21 protein-coding genes are annotated in these 17868 nt (G+C 43.6%); 17 read left to right on the plus strand and 4 right to left on the minus strand.

The window, feature by feature from the left end; translation table 11 throughout:
* The first annotated feature begins 109 nt into the window (after positions 1–109).
* Positions 110–466: a DUF413 domain-containing protein gene (gene maoP / locus BIZ39_RS16925; RefSeq protein WP_049587633.1), complete on the plus strand. Its 357-nt coding sequence runs from the start codon at positions 110–112 to the stop codon at positions 464–466.
* A gap of 192 nt (positions 467–658) precedes the next feature.
* Entirely contained in the window at positions 659–1408 is a 750-nt protein-coding gene (locus tag BIZ39_RS16930; protein WP_049587631.1) for a PRC-barrel domain-containing protein, read from the plus strand.
* A gap of 96 nt (positions 1409–1504) precedes the next feature.
* On the opposite strand, the gene BIZ39_RS16935 is transcribed toward BIZ39_RS16930, so the two are convergent.
* Positions 1505–1816, minus strand: coding sequence for an ArsR/SmtB family transcription factor (locus tag BIZ39_RS16935; protein ID WP_053103822.1), 312 nt, complete (start codon positions 1814–1816; stop codon positions 1505–1507).
* A 184-nt stretch (positions 1817–2000) separates the two neighbouring features.
* Here BIZ39_RS16935 and BIZ39_RS16940 point away from each other — a divergent pair, with 184 nt between their 5' ends.
* Positions 2001–2351 (plus strand): rhodanese-like domain-containing protein, encoded by a 351-nt coding sequence (locus BIZ39_RS16940; protein WP_187447539.1) that lies wholly within the window; start codon positions 2001–2003, stop codon positions 2349–2351.
* Between the two features lie 56 nt (positions 2352–2407).
* The gene (locus BIZ39_RS16945; protein ID WP_049587627.1) at positions 2408–3331 is read left to right on the plus strand and encodes a LysR family transcriptional regulator; all 924 of its coding nucleotides are present in this window, start codon (positions 2408–2410) and stop codon (positions 3329–3331) included.
* 8 nt (positions 3332–3339) lie between these two features.
* On the opposite strand, the gene BIZ39_RS16950 is transcribed toward BIZ39_RS16945, so the two are convergent.
* On the minus strand, positions 3340–3945 hold the full coding sequence (locus BIZ39_RS16950) for an exopolysaccharide biosynthesis protein (protein ID WP_061486031.1): 606 nt from the start codon (positions 3943–3945) through the stop codon (positions 3340–3342).
* Between the two features lie 543 nt (positions 3946–4488).
* On the opposite strand from BIZ39_RS16950, the gene BIZ39_RS16955 reads away from it, so the two are divergent.
* From BIZ39_RS16955 to BIZ39_RS17015, 13 genes are all read left to right on the plus strand, one after another.
* Positions 4489–5820, plus strand: a complete 1332-nt coding sequence (locus BIZ39_RS16955) for a sigma-54-dependent transcriptional regulator (RefSeq protein ID WP_014949820.1) — start codon at positions 4489–4491, stop codon at positions 5818–5820.
* Positions 5821–5836: 16 nt separating this feature from the next.
* A complete protein-coding gene (locus BIZ39_RS16960; protein ID WP_049587624.1) occupies positions 5837–6061 on the plus strand; it encodes a hypothetical protein in 225 nt (74 codons plus the stop codon).
* A gap of 4 nt (positions 6062–6065) precedes the next feature.
* Positions 6066–7580, plus strand: a complete 1515-nt coding sequence (locus tag BIZ39_RS16965; RefSeq protein ID WP_049587622.1) for a sensor histidine kinase — start codon at positions 6066–6068, stop codon at positions 7578–7580.
* Complete coding sequence (locus tag BIZ39_RS16970; RefSeq protein WP_049587620.1) at positions 7570–8022, plus strand: response regulator; 453 nt, start codon at positions 7570–7572, stop codon at positions 8020–8022. The genes BIZ39_RS16965 and BIZ39_RS16970 overlap by 11 nt, the downstream gene beginning before the upstream one ends.
* 88 nt (positions 8023–8110) lie before the next feature.
* A complete protein-coding gene (locus BIZ39_RS16975) occupies positions 8111–10195 on the plus strand; it encodes a response regulator (protein WP_049587619.1) in 2085 nt (694 codons plus the stop codon).
* 230 nt (positions 10196–10425) lie between these two features.
* Entirely contained in the window at positions 10426–10755 is a 330-nt protein-coding gene (locus BIZ39_RS16980) for a hypothetical protein (protein WP_049587618.1), read from the plus strand.
* Positions 10756–10759: 4 nt separating this feature from the next.
* Positions 10760–11299 carry a hypothetical protein gene (locus BIZ39_RS16985; protein ID WP_049587617.1) on the plus strand — a complete coding sequence of 180 codons (540 nt, stop codon included), beginning with the start codon at positions 10760–10762 and terminating at the stop codon, positions 11297–11299.
* A gap of 52 nt (positions 11300–11351) precedes the next feature.
* Positions 11352–11609, plus strand: a complete 258-nt coding sequence (locus BIZ39_RS16990) for a hypothetical protein (RefSeq protein ID WP_014949827.1) — start codon at positions 11352–11354, stop codon at positions 11607–11609.
* A 24-nt stretch (positions 11610–11633) separates the two neighbouring features.
* Positions 11634–12212, plus strand: coding sequence for a CC0125/CC1285 family lipoprotein (locus BIZ39_RS16995; protein ID WP_049587615.1), 579 nt, complete (start codon positions 11634–11636; stop codon positions 12210–12212).
* 558 nt (positions 12213–12770) lie between these two features.
* Positions 12771–13415, plus strand: a complete 645-nt coding sequence (locus tag BIZ39_RS17000) for a hypothetical protein (RefSeq protein ID WP_014949830.1) — start codon at positions 12771–12773, stop codon at positions 13413–13415.
* A 116-nt stretch (positions 13416–13531) separates the two neighbouring features.
* Positions 13532–14227 carry a DUF2490 domain-containing protein gene (locus BIZ39_RS17005; protein WP_187447540.1) on the plus strand — a complete coding sequence of 232 codons (696 nt, stop codon included), beginning with the start codon at positions 13532–13534 and terminating at the stop codon, positions 14225–14227.
* 247 nt (positions 14228–14474) lie between these two features.
* A complete protein-coding gene (locus BIZ39_RS17010) occupies positions 14475–14651 on the plus strand; it encodes a DUF1328 domain-containing protein (protein ID WP_014949832.1) in 177 nt (58 codons plus the stop codon).
* 38 nt (positions 14652–14689) lie between these two features.
* On the plus strand, positions 14690–14884 hold the full coding sequence (locus BIZ39_RS17015; RefSeq protein WP_014949833.1) for a hypothetical protein: 195 nt from the start codon (positions 14690–14692) through the stop codon (positions 14882–14884).
* A gap of 83 nt (positions 14885–14967) precedes the next feature.
* On the opposite strand, the gene BIZ39_RS17020 is transcribed toward BIZ39_RS17015, so the two are convergent.
* Complete coding sequence (locus BIZ39_RS17020) at positions 14968–15186, minus strand: hypothetical protein (protein WP_014949834.1); 219 nt, start codon at positions 15184–15186, stop codon at positions 14968–14970.
* 13 nt (positions 15187–15199) lie between these two features.
* Positions 15200–17868 (minus strand): DUF349 domain-containing protein (locus tag BIZ39_RS17025; RefSeq protein ID WP_187447541.1); only part of this gene is annotated, 2669 nt, incomplete at its 5' end.

Below are 17868 nucleotides of genomic sequence, written 5' to 3' on the forward strand. Positions count from 1 at the left end.
ATTTTATACCGTTAAAAATTTTTTATTGATAAGAGAAAAATCTTTTGTTTTATCTTCGTTTTTAATTATCTTAAAAGTGCGCTGAACAAAACATTACGTTGGGTACAACATGAAAAGTTTAGCTATTCGACAATCTGCAAAACCTTATATTGACCGTCAGAAGTTTCCATACGGTTTTCGTAAATCAGGTGACTTCAGTATTACTGAAGCCGATCTTCTAACCCACTACGGCAAAACACTGCTAGGACTTGAAAATGGCGAGTTGTCGCCTGAAAGTGATGATGAGAGACATTTCGTCGAATTCGTTACAGGTAAAGTTGAAGCTAGCAATAACCTAGAAAAAGCCTGGGCGAAATACGTCAGATTAGCAAGGGGCAAAAAGCACTTCTACACCCTTCACAGCAGTGCGAGTAACCAGTCAGACTATGATGAAGATTACTCTGATGAAGAATTCGATGTAGCATAATGCTACATCATTACTAAAAAGCTCGCTCCGGCGAGCTTTTTTGTTATTGAACAAATGATCTCAATCAACTTCAGACAAGAACAAAATGAAGAAACATTAAGGACTGTCTACACTTAGTAGTAATACAGAGTGATGTGCAGTGAATTGTGCATTTCATTCTGAAAAACGAGCCCATGCAAAGGAGGCGCAACGATGATCATTAGTTCAAAACAGCTTACTCACTTTTCTATACATGCCCTTGATGACAAAGTGGGCGGCATCCGCGATATCCTTTTCGACGACGAAACCTTCACTGTTCGCTACTTGGTCGCAGATACCAATACTTGGCTACCGCTTAGCCGCAAAGTGGTAATATCACCTATATCTGTCAAACAGCTAGATGAAGATAGTGAGTCTGTTCATATCAATATGACAGTTGATACATTGAAAAACAGCCCCTCTATTGACGAACATAAGCCTGTGTCACGTGAATACGAAGAAAACCTCTTCAAATATTTTGGTTACGGATACTATTGGATTGGTCCAGGAGCATGGGGAGAGTTCGCACATCCAAATGAACTGGTCGAATTACAACGCGCTGAAGAGTCTGAAACTGAAACCCCGAAAAAAAGCACCAACCACCTAAGAGCAGTGGGCGAAGTTGGTGGATATGAAGTAGCTACAACCACAGATAACGTGGGCCACATCAGTAACTTCGTCATTGACACCGAGAGCTGGAAGATAATCATGCTAGTGGTAGATACCAACAACTGGCTTCCGGGTGGTAAACATCTCGCACTTCTACCTAGCGATATTGAAAGTATCGACTGGGCGGCGCACAGCGTAGTAGTGAATTTAAGTCACGACGAATTGGTTGATAGACCTGAAGTGGAAAGTGAAAAAATATCTGAAGAAGGCTATGTGCCTATGCTTTGCGAGCAATTGAACAAAAACGGAAATTAATAACCGAAGAGTGTCATTGATGGTAATTTTTAGTTAGGAATTTTACAATGTCCGTTGTTGAAGGCGGACATTGTAGCTTAGGATGCAAAAAGAAGATTATTCGCAGAAAAATTCGTACATCAAAGCAATTAAGCGCTTGACGCGCTCGTCTGCTAAGCGGTAGTAAATAGTTTGACCTTGCCTTCTTGTGGCCACCATCTTTGATTCTCGCAATAAAGCAAGGTGCTGAGAAATCACTGGCTGCGAGACGCTAACAACTTCGAGAAGTTCGGTTACCGATTTTTCCTCTTTCAGCAACGAACAAAGCACCATAAGGCGTGTTTTATTCGCGAATTGCTTAAGGAAGATCTCGGCTTCCGCAGCGTGTTCCATTATATCATCTGAACCTATTACCATATCCTCGGACATAAGCACTCTCTATCTGTAAAGTATTTCGGCACCAATTTAGCCATTTACTATACTAAAGTATAAGGCATTTTGCCGACCTGCCAATTTATGCGACGAATCGCCGTATTTTACATTGTTTTATTACGCTGACATCAATATATTAGATTTTACTTATTTCAACTAAGTTTAGGCAAAAAGGAAAAATATGCTTATAGACATGAAGACTCGAATAGAAAACATAGACGTGAACTTACGCACTGTATCTGCGGAGCAAGCGGCCAGTGAGTGCCGAATCAATAGCGGTATATTGATTGATGTACGAGAGAGTGCCGAAGTTGCCAATCAGCCCGTACCTTCTGCGCTTCACATACCACGCGGCGTGCTCGAAATGAAGGCACTGGAACAGTTTAAAGATGCTTCAGCGCCACTTTATATTCACTGTGCGTCGGGCGTTCGAGCAAAACTAGCTGCAGAGCAACTTATAAAGATGGGCTATGAGAACGTTTCGGTTGTGACATGCCCTGTACCCACGATAAATCAAGTAAACCAGAAATGACTTCTTAACCACGCGTATGCTATAAGTAGCGTTAATTAAGAGTTTTAAGGCGCTGTATGCTGAAATCTACGTTAGAACAATGGCGAATGTTCAAAGCCGTCGTCGATGCAGGCGGCTTTAATCAAGCTGCTACTGAAGTTCACAAAAGTCAATCGAGCGTTCACCACGCGGTTCAAAAGCTTGAAAACGCCATTGGAGTGTCATTGTTTGAGAATATTGGACGTAAAGTCCAGCTTTCGCCGCAAGGTGAACTTATGTATCGCCGTGCCTCTTTTTTGCTTAGCGAAGCGCACAAGCTCGAGGCCGTTGCCAATAGCCTTAAATCTGGCACAGAAACAACTTTACGCATAGCGGTGGATATTATTTTCCCGTCTGAATTGCTTTATAACGTGCTAGCGAAAGTTTCTGCTGAGTTCCCGCTCCTTCGTATCGAGATAGAAGAAACTGTACTCAGTGGCGCAAATTCACTTTTGAGCAATGGTAAAGTTGATTTAGGCATCTCTCCTTTCGCGTTTTCTAATGGCTTTAGCGAAGACTTGTGCGAAATTGAATTTGCAGCTGTCGCTCACGCCGACCATCCATTGCACCAATTGGATAGAACGCTCACACTGGAAGACTTAAAAGCGTATCGTCAAATTGTGGTAAGGGATTCATCCGCGGAGCGTAAAGCTGATGTGGGCTGGTTAGGTGCAGAGCAGCGCTGGACCGTAAGCCACGTTAGAACGTCATTAGATATTATTACTCAGGGATTGGGTTTTGCGTGGCTGCCTATCGCAATAATTAAAGATGAGCTAGAAGACGGTACACTCGTTCCCCTTCCCCTCGATAATAATGCAGCGTTGCGTAAGGCGCTCCTTTATTTGTCTTTCGAAGACGGCGATACGTTGGGACCAGCTGCCCGTGCTTTTATTGGCGAGCTACGATATCAAACAATGAACCTTCCATCGTCAGATTTTATGCTCGATTCGTGTACTGAGTAGTTAGAGCATCAACTTAGCGCGACTGCAAGGCGTTCAAACCCAAGTATAAAGCCAAATAGCGATAACGAAACACCAACTAACGCCACAGCACCGTCGTCTGTGGACATGCCTATTGCCATAATAAAAACAGCAAAAGCGGGAATAAGCCCCATAAAGGGAATAAGCTCCAGTGGAATCATTACAAATCCGCAACCTGCACAGCACAATGCGATGAGTGATCTGAACACAGGCTGGCGCATGAAAAAACACCGAGGAACTAAAAAGCGGTCTACGCGTACTGCATACGGTTTAACTTTATCGACAATGAAGCGAAGCTGATCGGCGTCACAGTTTAACTGCATCACTTTTTGCGGTAACCAAGGATGCCTACGACCGAGTAAAATTTGCAACGCGATGAGTAAAATCGTCCCACCCGCTAAAGATGGGATCCCAGGGATGGCCCCAATCGGTGTGCAAGCGATAAAAGATGGCAGCGCCAGCATTGGTCCAAAGCCCCTTTTCTCCATCACATCCCAAAACTCAGCAAACTCGAACTTATCTTGTCTTGCTCGCGGCTGCATTTTCCCCAACAACTCGTATAAGGTCATTGATCTTACAGCTGTTTTTCCCCACATCTTCAATTCCTTTGATATCACATTACCTGCGAACGTCGCGCTAGTTAGACGGGCTTCTCGCCTAATTAATATACATTTCTCGCACCTAGTCGATTTGCCATAGTGAAATTGCAAGTAACTTTAGACAGTTAAATCGTGCGAAAAATATGCCATCGATTGCATGTGACGGTGTGTTAAAGACAGGAATACTTTTTGCAAATGCCCCTGATAAGTAAAATAAAATCACCTAATAAAACAAAAACAGATATAGACATTCTGTACTTTAGCGCGATGTGTACCGCTGATCGCAAAGAGTTGATAGATTAGAAGGTAGCGCAACCGACTATCTCTGGCATCAAGGTAAGTGTTCAAGATTTCCGGATTGCTTGAAGCGTTTAGATATTTTCCGATGCGCTTACGCTTTATCGATTTAAACCAGCGTATAAATAAACTTTAAATATGTGCTTTAGCATTCAGTTGTTAATAGCGTATGATAAAACTATAACATTGATTCTATTCCATATTTTTTCTGAATAGGAAACGAAAGAAGAGAGGGACATCCACGTGCTTACCGTACTTTTAGTTGATGACGACGCCGAGTTCACAGAAGTAGCTTGTACTATCATCGAATTTCTTGGCCACGAAGTACTTACCGCTGCCACACTCAAAGAAGCCCGCGATTGGTTAGAGAAAGAAACCTTTGACCATGTACTGCTTGATTTCATGCTACCCGATGGAAGCGGCGCGCACTTGTTCAATGAATTAGATGCACTTCCTAAGCGCCCTCGCGTTACTTTGATAACGGGTCACCCTTCTGTGAAAAGCGTGATAAAGGGTCTGTGTGGCCCCACGGTCGACTACCTTGTTAAGCCAATTCAACGGGAGGAAATAGAGGCCGTATTAAGTCAAAAGCCAAAAGAAAAAGCACCTGCACAAGAAAAAATAGAGAAACATTTTGATTTGCTGATTGGTGAATCGCCAATTATGAAAGAGCTCTACAAGCTGATTTCTAGAGTGAGTAAAACCAGCGCTAACGTAATGCTGCTTGGTGAAAGCGGTGTAGGTAAAGAAGTGGTGGCTGCCGCAATTCATCGTGCTTCAGAAAGTGAAGGTCCCTATATTGCAACCAACTGTGGTGCATTCTCAAAAGAACTAATAGGTAGCGAACTTTTCGGTCACGAAAAAGGAGCATTTACCGGCGCTGTAGGACGTAAAGAAGGTGTTTTCGAACAAGCTGAGGGCGGCACGCTCTTTTTGGACGAAATCACAGAAATGCCCATTGATATGCAGCCCAACTTACTCCGCGTTTTAGAAAACAAGGTTGTTATTCGTGTGGGCGGAACGAAGACCATCCCGGTGAGCTGCCGCGTTGTATCTGCCACGAACCGAACAATGGAAGAGATTGCGCAAAGCAAAGTACTGCGCGAAGACATCTACTTCAGACTTGCGGTGTTCCCAATCACCATTCCTCCGCTACGCGAAAGAAAGGAAGATATTCCATTACTAGCAAAAACCTTTATTGCAGAATTCAATAAAGATAATGGCTCGCAATTTAAGTGGGAAGATAGTCAACTCGATACGTTACAAGCCTACGACTGGCCCGGTAACGTGCGTGAACTAAGACACTTTGTGCATCGCGCTGCCATTATGAGCGACCCTGAAAAGAGTGAGATTGAATTACCAAAAACCATTGAGTCACCCTTCGCTCAAAAACAGAGCACGACACCGGCACTTCAAGCTGGTAGAACCATTGAAGACGTGGAAAAAGAGCTAATTTATGCCACGTTGGAAAAAGTGAATGGCAATAAGACCACCGCAGCAGAAATGCTGGGAATTAGTACAAAAACGCTTTACAACCGTCTTCATGCATATGGTGACTTAAGTAAAGACGACTAAGTAAGAGGTATTGGGCATGACTAGCGAAGAACTTTCTCGACTAAATGTTTATGTGCATGATGCACGCAAACCATTAAACAGAATATCAATGCAAGCTGAGCTAGTAAAAATGGCATTAAACGGTGACGTTCCACCTGAAAAGGCATTGGTTGCGTTGGATAAAATAATAAGCAGTGCTAAAGACTGCAGCCATACTCTTGCTGAAATGACATCAGAGTTAAGTGGCAATGTTTCGGATTAAGTAAATGATTACTAAAGTATTGTCTTCACTATACAGTTGGATAATTTTAGTTGTTCTGGTCATTATTGTAATAACTGCTAATTCATTTTACGTAGTCAATACATTGAATGACCTTTCTGCTCTGGAAGCGCGGCTGTTCACTACGAACCGTGTTATCAATGCAGTTAACCGCCTTCACGTTGCTGTACTTCGCGTGGAGTCTGGTCAGCGCGGCTATATGCTAACTGGCGATGAAGAATATCTTACCGACTACACCGAAACGTTGAGCGTAATCGGCGAATTAATGGATGAGGTAGAAGTAAGCTCCTTCTCTTCAGATATTAACGACCAGTCCATCCGCATCGAAGAACTTTTGTCTTTAACCAAAGCAAAAATCAATGAAGTCATTGAAATAGTTGAGCTGTATAAAGAAGGGAAAGAGCAACAAGCTGTCATTTTAGTGAACAGTGATAAGGGTATAAAACTCTACAAACAGTTTGAAACCTTATTTAGAGAAATCGACGATTCAGAACGGGATATGCAAGGCACGCATTTGGCCAACTTAATGAGCCTAAGAAGGGACTCTGTTAATACGCTTATCATTTCCTCTGCAACGACTCTGCTACTGATTATTACGGTATTTTTATTGCTCAAAATAAATTCCCGTGAGCATGAGAAGTATCAAGCTAATCTAGAGTCTGTTAACGAAGATCTAGAATCTCGGATAGCAGATAGAACGCAAGAGTTAAGTGTTTATTCAGACGAATTAGCACGAAGTAATAGAGAGTTGGAAGATTTTGCCTTTGTGGCGTCACACGATCTGCAAGAACCATTAAGAAAAATTCGGGCATTTGGTAACCGCTTAGAATCGGGTTACAACGATGTGATAGACGAACGTGGCAAAGATTATCTTGCGCGCATGCTCAATGCAGCAGAGCGGATGTCCATGCTTATTTCAGATCTTCTCGCCTTTTCTCGCGTTTCCACACGAGGTAAAGAGTTTGACGACGTTAATCTAGGCACCGTAGTGGATAGCATCATGGGCGATTTGGAAATCGCTATCGATGAAAAGTCTGCGCAAATAAATGTTAGCGATTTGCCGACTATTCGCGGTGACAAATCGCAATTAGAGCAGCTGTTTTTAAACTTAGTGTCTAACGCACTGAAATTTCAGAGCGAGGGAGTGAGACCTGAAGTAACGATATCTGCAAGAGACGCGACGGAAGAAGAAACGAAAGACATTCTGCTTGCTGAAGAATACGACTGGACAAAAATAACCGTATCAGACAACGGTATAGGGTTCGAGCAATCGTTTGCTGAAAAAATATTTGCCCCTTTCCAACGCCTTCACGGTAGAAGTGAATACAAAGGTACGGGTATTGGGCTTGCCGTTTGTCGTCGTATTGTAGAACGGCACAACGGTCAAATAACCGCAGTTAGTTCTCCCGGAAAAGGGGCAACGTTCTCGATAATAATACCCAAAAATAGTGAACCGTTTGGTTCTAACAACAATAATGGAGAAACACACAATGACGCGTAAACAAACTCAGCCTATCAATATTCTTATGGCGGACGATGACGAAGACGACCGCTTACTTACGGTTGACGCGCTCAATGAAAGCCGCGTTCTAAACAATCTGTTTTGTGTTGAAGATGGCGTTGAATTATTAGAGTTTCTTCGTCATGAAGGTAAATACACAGATCCTGCTTCGGCACCGCGACCTAGTCTTATTTTACTAGATTTAAACATGCCAAGAAAAGACGGTAGAGAGGCGCTGCAAGAACTGAAAAACGACCCCAAGCTTCGCAGTATCCCAGTGGTAATTCTCACAACCTCTAAAGAGGAGGAAGATATGCTACGCGGTTATGATCTAGGTTGCGCATCTTACATTACAAAACCAGTGAACTTTGAAGGATTGGTTGAACTAATGCGCGCGCTCGGACGTTACTGGATAGAGTTCGTAGAATTACCACACGAGTAAACAAATAAGGGTTAGTTGAATTTTTGACAACCCAAACATGTTACTCAATAAAGTTTCAAAAATACCCCATCGGTAAACGAGGTACTAGATGTCAGAGGTAATAAAAATTTTATTGGTAGAGGATGATGAAGATGATTACTTCTTAACCTCTGACTATCTAGCACAGTGCGAGTCACCTACGTTTGAGTTGACGTGGGTGACGAATAGCTTAGACGCAGTGGAAGCATTAAAGACACAAAGTTTCGACCTGTGTTTGTTAGATTACTTACTGGGTGCAGAGAACGCGATTGATGTATTGGGTGTTTTAAAATCTAACCAGTTCAATTTACCCGTGGTGATACTTACCGGACAATCGGATGCTACGGTGGATGAAATGGTCATGCGAGCAGGTGCCGCAGACTATTTGCAAAAATCGGAAATTGAATCACCGCGGTTTATGCGCACGATTAGATACGCCATGGTTCGTCGTGACATCGAGAACGAGCGAATTGAGCGGAACAAAGTAGAGCAAAAGAACAAGGCCAAAGATAAGTTCCTTGCGCATTTAGGGCATGAGCTGCGCACCCCCCTCACCTCTATTCTTGGCTACACCGAACTGCTTATAGACGATGCGAGAAACAGCCCTTTTCAACAAGAGTTATCTATTATCCACTCTAATGGCAAGCACCTGTTAAGCCTACTCAATGATTTGCTAGACATGTCGCGGATAATGGCAGAGAAACTTGAACTCAACATTAAGGAAGTGAACTTAAGCGCGTTTTTGACGGACATTCACTCATTAATGCGTTTGAATGCCAAAGACAAAGGACTAAGCCTTAACGTTGTTTCAAAAACAAAAATACCAGAGTTTATACACACAGATCCTACCCGCCTGCGTCAGGTATTGTTGAACCTTATTTCGAATGCCGTGAAATTTACCGACAAGGGCAGTATCACGCTTACCATCTCTCTCGACGAGCCGTCAGAAAAAGATTCGAGTCAAACACTGCTGCGATTTTCTGTAGATGATACAGGTATCGGCATGCCGCCTGATAAGCTCAGCAATATTTTTCAGCCTTTCGAACAAATAGAAGATGTAATGCGCGCCAATCATGGCGGAGCAGGACTTGGACTTGCCATTTGCAAAGAGCTTGTCACTAAACTGGGCGGCGACATTGATGTTAAGTCTCGTTTAGGAGAAGGCAGCACATTTACATTTGATATAAACCCTGGCGATGTTTCTGAACAGCCTCGTATAGATCTTGAATTAGGCCAAATTCAACCTGTCGAGTCTAGTAGCATCAATTTAAACGTGACTGGACGCGTATTAATTGTTGATGACTTGCGAGAAATTCGACGTCTAACCGGCCACCTTGTGAGTCAATCTCAAGCTGACATTAGCTACGCTGAAAATGGCGTAAAAGCACTGGAAGCCGTGTTGCAGGCGGATGAACACAACCAGCCCTTCGACCTCGTTTTAATGGATATTCATATGCCAGTGATGAATGGCATAGAAGCCCTACATGCGATTAGACGACATGGGCAGGATATCCCAGTGATAGCCGTCACAGCAGCAAGCCGCAAAGGCTTAAGAGAATCGTTAATTCGCGAAGGGTTTAACGACGTAATTGGAAAACCGATTGACCGGTTTGCACTGGCTAACTTGCTTTCGCAATACCTCCCGCCAGGTAATCACGTCACATTTACCAACGTGGAGGCACAAGTTGCAGACATGCCAATAGACAAGCCGCACGCTCCAGAGGACGAAACCGCTTATCGAGGACTTGCAGATAATGGGCAAGCAGAGCAGAAAATCCAGTCTACTGATTCAAAAGGTAATTCAGATCAGCCTGCCAATAAGCATATACTTGTGATTGAAGACGATGAGGATGCGGCGGAGCTACTACAATTGTTTCTTTCCCACTTAGGTCATACGGTCACTACTCAGTACAGCGGTGCTGAAGCATTACAGGCTGCAGAAAATCAACGTTTCGATCACATTCTTATGGATCTTACCCTTCCCGATTATAACGGTTACGACTTAGCGAGTGAGCTCAAGAAAAAGCTACCAGATGCCATCCTTACTATTGTAAGCGGCCACGAAGCGGACTCCGAAACGATGACAACTATAGGGATCAACAGTGCACTGCTCAAACCTGTCACTAAAGACGATTTAGCCTCGGTAGTGGGCTGAAAAGTTAATTATTTCGCTGCCAACCTGTACCGAATGTCGGAGGTTGAGCAGCGCATCATCAAGAGCAAGAAAATATTACAGACGTAAGACACAACAGTGTGTGAGACTTGCACATAAGCACCTCACGCAACAATAGTAAAATAAAAATAAATCATATAAAACAGTAAGATAATAATTTGGTATATCAGTTGCAGCTACCTATATGAACCTAAAATATTAAGGAGAGTATTATGGCTACACAAGCTTCAGTTAAATCGCAAACAGCTAAACATAACGATACAAACAGCGTGGCTGAGCCGAGTCACCCAGTAACGGATCAACTGAAAGATTCTCTTCATGCGTCAGTAGACAAGTTAGCAGACAGTGCAGGCATTGCGGAGGAAAACATTCGTCGCACTGCTACATCGTCTGCAGAGAACATGTCAGCGAGAAAGCGTCTGGCGCAGCAGAAATGGCAGGCGTCAAACGTACGTAAATATGCCATTGAAAACCCAGTAGCGACAGCGGGTATCGCATTCGCAGCAGGAATGTTAGTGACGTCACTTTTACGTAAGAAGTAATTCGATGACTGTACCTGATTTTCGAAGAGCAAAGTACAATTTGTGCACAGAAAATCCTTTTCGCCTGACGCCGCCCGCGGCGCAGGCGAATCTTAATGTTAAAAGCAACGGTGACAATGCTAACGCTGCATCAGCAGCCTCTGAACACTCTACGCAACACAAGTCGACGCAACAGAATTACCCCGACCCATCGTTTTCGGATATCTTCTCGGCATTCTCTGAAGCATTTACCCAGCGAAAAGCGCAGGGTTTAGCGTTTTTAGAGCTCACTAACAGTGAATTGATGCTCATTAAAAAGAGTTTCTTTGTTACAGTCTTTGCATGCTTAGCGGCATTTGCGGTGGGCACTGTATGTTGGCTCATTTTAAACATCGCTATTGGCGCTATACTTCATAGTGTGGGCGTTAGCTATGTGGTAGTTCCACTCCTGTTGTTGGTGTTTAACAGTGTTGCGGCCTTTTGTTTATTTAAACTTGCACAAAATTCATTTAATTACTTGAGCTTTAGCAGACTCATTCAAACGTGGCGACGGGTTTTCGGATAGTGAACACACTTACCATTGCGTAATAAATCACGGCCAATAATGAGGAAAAGAGATGAACATTTTTTTAAAATCGAATATGAAAGATATAGCACAGAAAGAGCATGCTTATTTTTCGCAAAAACATCATGCAGATGTTGCACTTACACAAGCAAAGAGGCAATGTAAACTGATGATGGGAAAGCCTGAAACATTGCTTGGCATCGCAACCCTTGGCGCATACAAGGGTGCGGTAGATGCAAAACCCAAAGCAAAACGCAATCAAGCCCTAATGGCAATAAGTAGGACTGCGCTATTGTCGTTATTTCAATGATCACAGTATTAAGGAATATGTGAGATGAACAACAAAAAAAATATGAAGAAAAGTCGTTTGACGCTTGCCTGTGTTGGTGTGGCGTTTAGCCTTGCAATAGTAGGTTGTTCATCGACCCCTGTAGCAGCCCCTACCCCTTATAAGTCAGCGAGTTCCAAAGCTGCCTATGGCTATTCGAGCGAAAAAATTTCTGAGAACGAATACAAGGTTCTTTTTAAGGCAACAGACAAAACTCCTGCTGATAAAGTACAGCAATATGCCCTTTACAGAGCAGCGGAAATTGCTCAAAAGCAAGGCTTTACCTATTTAGCTATTGTTAAAACCAACGTGGATAAAAAGCCAGTTGTTGCGCGAGAAGTTATGGCGAACAAGGAAGAGCCCGTGGCATTTCAAACAGACAGGCAGTGCACTATGTCAGGCTGCGATGAAGTGGCACAGCCTATGGCCGTCCCAAGCTCAAGCGACGTTGTGAAAACTCAAATTAACGACATCTACTTTACTATTGATGTAATGATGGCGAATGATAAAACGCGTCTAGGTAAAAATGCTTTTACTGTCTTAGAGGTACTATCAGAGCCTCTGGAGCCAAAAAATGGCAACTAGCTGAGCGTTTTGCCGCTCACTAATGCTCTGAAACATCAGTTTTAATAGAAATGCTTTTCAGGCCCTAGTTGCAGTTATTGAAAAGCATCGCTCAAACACATAAGCAAAACCGTAATATGGTTCAAAGCCAACAACCTGTGCAATAGTCTTTATTACTTTTCTGTTGTGGCTAGCAGTCCACAGGCTAACTGCATTCTTCACTTTTCTACAAACTTGGGCGGTGTCATATTCGTTTCTTCTTGAAAAAGTCGATGACACTGCTGCTATCACAGCCCTTTTCTCTAATTTAAAGCCTCTAATCTATAGCCTCTAGTCTATAGACTCTAATTTATAGCTGTTATCCATTCTTCTGAAGTGCTTCTTGCATTTTTAATGACCCGTTAATCTTCTATTAATGTTGTACAAAAGTCTCCGTCATCATAGCTCGCTATCATTAAACCCATAAACTGCAGAGCAGATTTATAAACCTCTAGCAACAACGTTGTAGCGGTACTGCTCTAAGCAATTGAATCAGGTAATAGCACATATTTATTTTGCAAATGACTAAGGAGTCAGGCGATGAGAAAGCTAAGCACGTTAATGACAAAAACTACTCTTGTAGCAGCTACAGTAATGTTGGTGACAGGTTGCAGTGCAGTGGCAAAACCGCAGATGGAGCATTCAGCTAGTTCGAATGTTCCGGCGTTAAAAGCTAAAGCACTCGACAACGCATTACTTTATTCCGACGAATGTATTACTGAGCGAGAAGTGGTAACGGCACAAAAGATGTGGGGCGACGGCATAGTGCGAATTGGTGCAGTATTTAGCAATGATGGTGATTACTCTGGCGAAGCCGCAGATTTCATCCAAGCTATGTATGGTTACGATTTAAGCAGCGTACTGTTTAAACCAACGCTTGCAGCTAACGACCAGTTCCGTTCAAGCTTCGATGCTGCGCTTTCATACTTTGTTGGCGGTAATGACGCTTACGAAGAGGACAAAGGCTTTGCTATAAAGCCATACACAAATGTGAAATTCGATAATGTGGGTATTATCAACAACAGCTGTCGCATGGCCGTGGCGATGGGCAACTACTTCTTTACTGATACAAAAGGTGGCGAAACGAAGGTGGAATACACGTTTGCCTATGTCAAAGATAGTGACGGCGACCTGCGTATTGTTGCTCACCAATCTTCGTTACCTTACAACCCAAACGGTAACTAGATAGGCCATTGCCCCTCCATTCTTAGGAAGTGTGAGGGGCGAAACACTCTCCCTTTGCAGGCAAGGCGTCCCTTCCCTTTCGCTTTGCCTCTTTTTTATTTTCAACGAGAAAAACTATGTGCGCAAAACGAATTATGACGCGTTGCGTCTTACTACTTGCGATGGCGATGACAGCCGGCGTTAAGTCACACGCCGAGTCAGATTTTCAATCTTGGAATGCCCTCGCACTCACTGGAAATGCCGATGATAAAGGTAAATGGCAATTTTGGTTTGACGGTCATTTACGCTTTAAAGACGACGCATCTCGGCTAGGCGTTTCTATCGTTCGTCCCGGTGTCGGCTATAAACTTTCAAGCGATACGACCTTGTGGCTGGGTGTTGCAAGAGTAACGATAGACTCAGACAGCGGTTCAATTGAAGAAGACAGGGTGTGGCAGCAAGCCACGTATTCATTAAGCAAATTTATGGGCGGTACCATTTCAGGTAGAAGTCGTTTGGAGCAGCGATTCAGGAGCGATGAAGGCGATGATACAGGCTATAGGTTTAGACAATTTATACGGTGGTCGAAACCTTTAAATGAGCAATGGTCAATAGTCGTGTGGGACGAGGTATTTTGGGCTTTGAACGACACAGACTGGGGCCAAAATAGCGGGTTTGATCAAAATAGACTTTACGTGGGACCGGCCTATCACCTCAACAAGAAATGGCGCGTCGAGATGGGATACTTACATAATCATATTGCGTCGCCAGGCGCCAATTCAGACGCCATAACAAACCACAACCTTGCTCTCACATTCTTCGGAAGCTGGTAAGAATCAAAAAATAACTCCAGCCAAAGGCCCTTAACACACAAAGAGTAAAGTTGGGTGACTAGGGCCTTACTCAATCATGTAAAAAATGCATTCGTACGTGTAATCGTGACGTTAATTGCCTGCAGATACGGCCTGACAACCAGAGAAAAATTAAATTATATCAATATATTTCAATAACTTAAAAAAACAGGCACAAAGATAGCATTAGTTAAAGTGAAAGTAACGGAAGCAATACGAGGATTTAGTTATGTTAGGTTGGGCAATCACATTTTTTATCATCGCCATTATTGCAGCAGTTTTTGGTTTTGGAGGCATCGCAGGTGCAGCAACAGGTATCGCACAGTTTCTTTTCTTTGTGTTTATCGCGTTGCTCGTAATCTCACTTATCGCAAATGCGTTACGTGGTAGAGCACCAAGAGCCTAAGAGTTAGAAGTATTTTAATAGGAAAAAGGAGTAAGGATATGTTTTCATTTAAAAACTTATCAAAGGTACTAGTAGCATCAGCATTTGCACTATCACTAGCAGCTTGCGGTGACGGTGAAGCGGAAGACGCAGGCGAAGAGCTAGACGAAATTGTTACCGATGCAGGTAATGCCGTTGAAGACGCTTGTGAAGATGTGAAAGAAGGCGTAGACGCTGAAGATAAAGACTGTTAATCACGTTTTTATCAAAAAAGGGCCAGACAATTGTCTGGCCCTTTTTGTGTTTACAGTCGACGTGGTTTGACCTAACTGGTTAGTTAAGACACTTCTTCACCACCTAACTCACGAGCAAGATCGTCTAGTGTAGATAGCGTCGAATCAAATTCACCTACGCCGTAACGGTATTTTACACTCACGTGATGATCCGTACGCCCGAACTTCACTCTTAACCCTTCTGCGTCAATATGCTTCACGGTATTCAAAAAGCGATAGGCAGACATTTCTGTTTCAAATTGAAACTCAACACTGTTTTCCATTTAGGCTTTCCGTTTAAGCAACAATTTCAGGATGAGTATCAATAACTGAAACAACTCGTTGCAGCAAATGGTTATCTTCTTCGCTTATCGAGTCGTATGATAACCAGTCAGCAAGAATGTCGGGAGCTGTTGCCGCTTCGCCTTGTTCCAACTTAGATGTCATCATTTGTAGCTGTACGCTAGAGCGTATAGATGCGTCTGCATCTGGGCTTGGCATACCAGTTGCGACTTCTAATGCTACCGTCAACCATTGTCTATCGTGCTGAGTTGTTTTATTTCCAGTTGACTGACCCAATACGCTTGACCAACGCTTCCCTAACGTTTCCGCTAGAGATTGCTCATCACCACTTCCCTCACCTACACTTAGCTGTAGTAAAGAAATCAGAGCCTGAGCTCGCGCCAATCGGGCTTGAGATTGTGCATTTTTCGCTTGCGCCGCGCGCTTACTTTCAAGTGAATCAATCTTTTTATCTACTTTCGTACGTTGCGCTTTAGGCAAGTCGGTTAACTGAGCGCGAACGTCGCTTATTGATTGACTGAACGTTACATCATCGCTGTTGATGTCAACAGCTTCCACTTGCTTGAGTAGCGAATCTACTAACGCGTTAAATGCATTATTCTGTACTTTCCGCTCGGCTTTTAAACGTTCAAATACGGTGTCATTGGCAGCTTTAAATTCTGCCCACAACTTACTCTCTTCACGTTTACCTGCATGGCCTATTTGCTTCCACTGGCTTTGCAATTGCTGAGCTTTGTCGGCAGCGCCAGCAACATCTTCTACCGTAGCAAGTTGACAAGCTTGGGTGACTAACGCACGCTTTTGGGCTTGGTTGTCGCTTTGCCATTTATTTACTTTAGCCTGAATGGGCGATGATACCGCCTTCCATTCTTGCTTCAGCTGTTCATAAATTTCACGTTCAACCTGACCTGCAGCGTGCCACTGTTTAGACACTCTATCGAAAACTTTCACTAACTCGGCTTCCGGCATGTTAATGTCCATTGCCTTAACGGTAGCGATAATCGACATACGCTGTTCACGCGCAGCAGCCCGCTGTGCATCTAACTTCGCGTAATGCGCTCTACAAGGCTCGAAGGCCTTTTCAAGTGCATCATCAAATTGCTGCTGTAACAACGCGTCATCACTACTTTCTTCACTCGTTGACGATGACGGTGTTAGTGATAACCATTGCTTACGCAGATACTTAATGGCCTCACTTCTTTGCTTAATATTTTCTGCATCAGCGCTGGCTAACGCTTTTGCTTCTTCTACAAGAGCGGGTTTGCGCGGCGCAGCAAGGTAATCCTGCCATCCTTCTAAGCGCGACACATCACCAGCGGTCTTTTCAAAACGCTTCTCTACATACTTTTTCGCTGAACCAGGAAGCGCAGCATAACTTTCCTGAAGCTTTGCAAATTTTGAAATAGCAACGCGGAATTTACCCTGAGCAATTAAGTTATCGATAACGCTAATGTGCTTTCTAATGTGTTTTACTTGCTCATTTTCTTTGGATTTTTGAGCACGCTCTTTGGCATTTACACTGCTTGTCGCTGCGTTGAAACGTTTAGACAACGCCTTAGGAATGGCATCGATTTCGCGACTAAGCGCTTTATACGCTTGACGTGCTTCGTCAAACTCCGCTTTAAGAGCCACTACACTACTGCTTTGCAATGCGTCGCCACCATTTACCTGACTCAAATCCTCAGTCGATGCGCTAGCTTCTTCAACGCTCACATCACGGGTATCTTTGTCCGACTCGCTATCGCTTGCCGAAACGATCTTAGCGGCAATGTCTTCGAGCGCCTGAAGTTTTATCAGTAGCTTTTGGCCGTATTGCTGCTGCATAGAGAAGCGATCAAGCTGGTCGTTTAGTTCGTCGACAGAGCGCTTAATCTGTGTAATTCGCTTATCAGTTGCAGATTCATCATCGAGACGCGCTAGCTGTTCGAGCGTTGCTTCAACACCGCGCACGCTTTCATTAACCGTAGCAACATCAGCAAGCGTCGCTTCACAAAGCCTGTTATTGTACAACCAAGCTACCTGCTCCTTGGCATAAGTAAGCTGCTGTTCGCACAATGCTCTGGTATTAGCACGTTGCGACGCTTGTTGCTTCTCTTCCCATGCTGGGCGGATACGGCTTAAATATCGCTCGAGCTGCTCACCAATACGCGCGCGCTTTTCTTCATAATCAGCGCGTTCTTCTGAAGTGAGTAAGTCAATTTGAGCAAACAGCCCAGTCAATTCGCTCTCAAGTTCGTTGCGCTTTTCATCAATGGTTTCTACATCTGATTTGTCGAGTAAAGCCTGATATTTTGAAAGTCCCAGAGTGAGCTGCTTTTTAAGCTCCACTGGGCGCTTTGCAGCCTCTTTGATAGCATCAATACGTGCATTAATCTGCTTTGTAAGCGCATCATCTAACACTTTCTTAGCTAGTTTCTGTAAATCTGATACGTCTGAATGGGCGTTTATTAGATGGGTTTGCAGTTGGGGACTTGCGCCTTCTAAAAAAACAAACTGGGTGAAAGATGGCTTCGCTACTTTTTCGATTAGCGCGTTAGCTAGCGCATCATCTTGTAAGAGCGTAGGCTCTTTCTTCGACATTTGCGGTACTAACTGCACTACCAAATCGGCGTTGGCTGTTTCAGTTAAAAAAGAGAATATCTCTTGGCGGGAGAGTGTGACAC

The organism is Alteromonas sp. BZK5 (assembly GCF_014349115.1).
GTDB lineage: Bacteria > Pseudomonadota > Gammaproteobacteria > Enterobacterales > Alteromonadaceae > Alteromonas > Alteromonas macleodii.

Bases quoted from the DNA above. Each gene is read 5' to 3' on its own strand.
- maoP (WP_049587633.1), top strand. From the start codon at position 110: ATGAAAAGTTTAGCTATTCGACAATCTGCAAAACCTTATATTGACCGT.
- BIZ39_RS16930 (WP_049587631.1), top strand. From the start codon at position 659: ATGATCATTAGTTCAAAACAGCTTACTCACTTTTCTATACATGCCCTT.
- BIZ39_RS16935 (WP_053103822.1), bottom strand. From the start codon at position 1,816: ATGTCCGAGGATATGGTAATAGGTTCAGATGATATAATGGAACACGCT.
- BIZ39_RS16940 (WP_187447539.1), top strand. From the start codon at position 2,001: ATGCTTATAGACATGAAGACTCGAATAGAAAACATAGACGTGAACTTA.
- BIZ39_RS16945 (WP_049587627.1), top strand. From the start codon at position 2,408: ATGCTGAAATCTACGTTAGAACAATGGCGAATGTTCAAAGCCGTCGTC.
- BIZ39_RS16950 (WP_061486031.1), bottom strand. From the start codon at position 3,945: ATGTGGGGAAAAACAGCTGTAAGATCAATGACCTTATACGAGTTGTTG.
- BIZ39_RS16960 (WP_049587624.1), top strand. From the start codon at position 5,837: ATGACTAGCGAAGAACTTTCTCGACTAAATGTTTATGTGCATGATGCA.
- BIZ39_RS16965 (WP_049587622.1), top strand. From the start codon at position 6,066: ATGATTACTAAAGTATTGTCTTCACTATACAGTTGGATAATTTTAGTT.
- BIZ39_RS16970 (WP_049587620.1), top strand. From the start codon at position 7,570: ATGACGCGTAAACAAACTCAGCCTATCAATATTCTTATGGCGGACGAT.
- BIZ39_RS16975 (WP_049587619.1), top strand. From the start codon at position 8,111: ATGTCAGAGGTAATAAAAATTTTATTGGTAGAGGATGATGAAGATGAT.
- BIZ39_RS16980 (WP_049587618.1), top strand. From the start codon at position 10,426: ATGGCTACACAAGCTTCAGTTAAATCGCAAACAGCTAAACATAACGAT.
- BIZ39_RS16985 (WP_049587617.1), top strand. From the start codon at position 10,760: ATGACTGTACCTGATTTTCGAAGAGCAAAGTACAATTTGTGCACAGAA.
- BIZ39_RS16990 (WP_014949827.1), top strand. From the start codon at position 11,352: ATGAACATTTTTTTAAAATCGAATATGAAAGATATAGCACAGAAAGAG.
- BIZ39_RS16995 (WP_049587615.1), top strand. From the start codon at position 11,634: ATGAACAACAAAAAAAATATGAAGAAAAGTCGTTTGACGCTTGCCTGT.
- BIZ39_RS17000 (WP_014949830.1), top strand. From the start codon at position 12,771: ATGAGAAAGCTAAGCACGTTAATGACAAAAACTACTCTTGTAGCAGCT.
- BIZ39_RS17005 (WP_187447540.1), top strand. From the start codon at position 13,532: ATGTGCGCAAAACGAATTATGACGCGTTGCGTCTTACTACTTGCGATG.
- BIZ39_RS17010 (WP_014949832.1), top strand. From the start codon at position 14,475: ATGTTAGGTTGGGCAATCACATTTTTTATCATCGCCATTATTGCAGCA.
- BIZ39_RS17015 (WP_014949833.1), top strand. From the start codon at position 14,690: ATGTTTTCATTTAAAAACTTATCAAAGGTACTAGTAGCATCAGCATTT.
- BIZ39_RS17020 (WP_014949834.1), bottom strand. From the start codon at position 15,186: ATGGAAAACAGTGTTGAGTTTCAATTTGAAACAGAAATGTCTGCCTAT.